Here is a 1,114-nt window from a genome sequence, read left to right on the forward strand (position 1 = left end):
CAATAAATAAAGGTGAGTCTATAAAGCTGTCTAAAGTATGATTAACAATCCCTTCAGTTGAAAACTCAACTGAAGGGATTGTTAATCATACTTTAGACAGCTTTATAGACTCACCTTTATTTATTGCAGGTGAGGTAAAGCTTCGCATACACCACAACTTGCTCAGCGGAACTGAAACCAAGCTTGAGAATGTGACCCGCGTTTATGCGCACCAGCAGGCGCTAGCACAATGCAGAAAATGGTTGGATTCGCATTGTCCGCAGGTTGAGCGTATTGCTGTATCGAGCAATGGTAAGGCTGCGAAACTAGCCGCTGAGGAGCCTGGAGTTGCTGCCATCGCAAGTGATATGGCGGCAGAGCTCTACGATTTAGATTTCCTAGCAAAAAATGTAGAAGACAGTCCTGATAACACGACACGTTTTCTTATTATCGGTTCTGAGGTCGTGCCTGCGAGCGGCGAAGATAAAACATCAATTATGGTTTCAGTGAAAGATAAGCCGGGTGCTTTGTATCACGTCTTGGAGCCATTTCAGCGTCACGGCGTGAATATGAATCGCTTAGAGTCTCGGCCCTCTAATAGTAGTACTTGGGCTTACGTTTTCTATATCGATTTTGATGGTCATTTTGATGATGAGAATGTTCAGGCGGTGATCAAAGATATTTCGCCAGATGCCGTCGACATTAAGCATCTTGGTTCCTATCCCGTTGGCGTTTTGTAACGCGTATTTATAGATTTAAAAGGGTTTTCTAATGGGCGATTTAACGCGTTCTTCTTGTGATTTTGTGTCTTTGGCGACTCAAGGTGCCCGAGGCTTACATCCTTATCAACCGGGCAAACCAAGCGATGAGTTGGAGCGAGAGTTAGGCATCTCGAATATCGTAAAGCTCGCAAGTAATGAAAACCCGCTTGGCCCTAGCCCAATTGCTTTAGAAGAAATCCGCAACGAGCTTTCTCAATTGACGCGCTACCCTGATGGTAATGGCTTTAAACTAAAAGAAGCGCTTGCATCGCGTTTAAAAGTTCAGTCATCGCAACTTACCCTGGGGAATGGGTCTAACGATATTCTTGACTTAATTGCGCGAGCTTATGCCGAACTAGGGCGTGAGGTGGTTT

General features: G+C 44.8%; 1 protein-coding gene and 1 pseudogene. Both read left to right on the forward strand.

What is annotated here, in order from left to right:
• Positions 1-47: 47 nt before the first annotated feature.
• Positions 48-719 carry a prephenate dehydratase gene (gene pheA / locus A3738_RS24620; protein ID WP_082890139.1) on the forward strand — a complete coding sequence of 224 codons (672 nt, stop codon included), beginning with the start codon at positions 48-50 and terminating at the stop codon, positions 717-719.
• 31 nt (positions 720-750) lie between these two features.
• Positions 751-1,114: pseudogene (locus A3738_RS24625) on the forward strand (histidinol-phosphate transaminase); the annotation flags it as partial.

The sequence above is a fragment of the Oleiphilus sp. HI0066 genome (genome assembly GCF_001635725.1).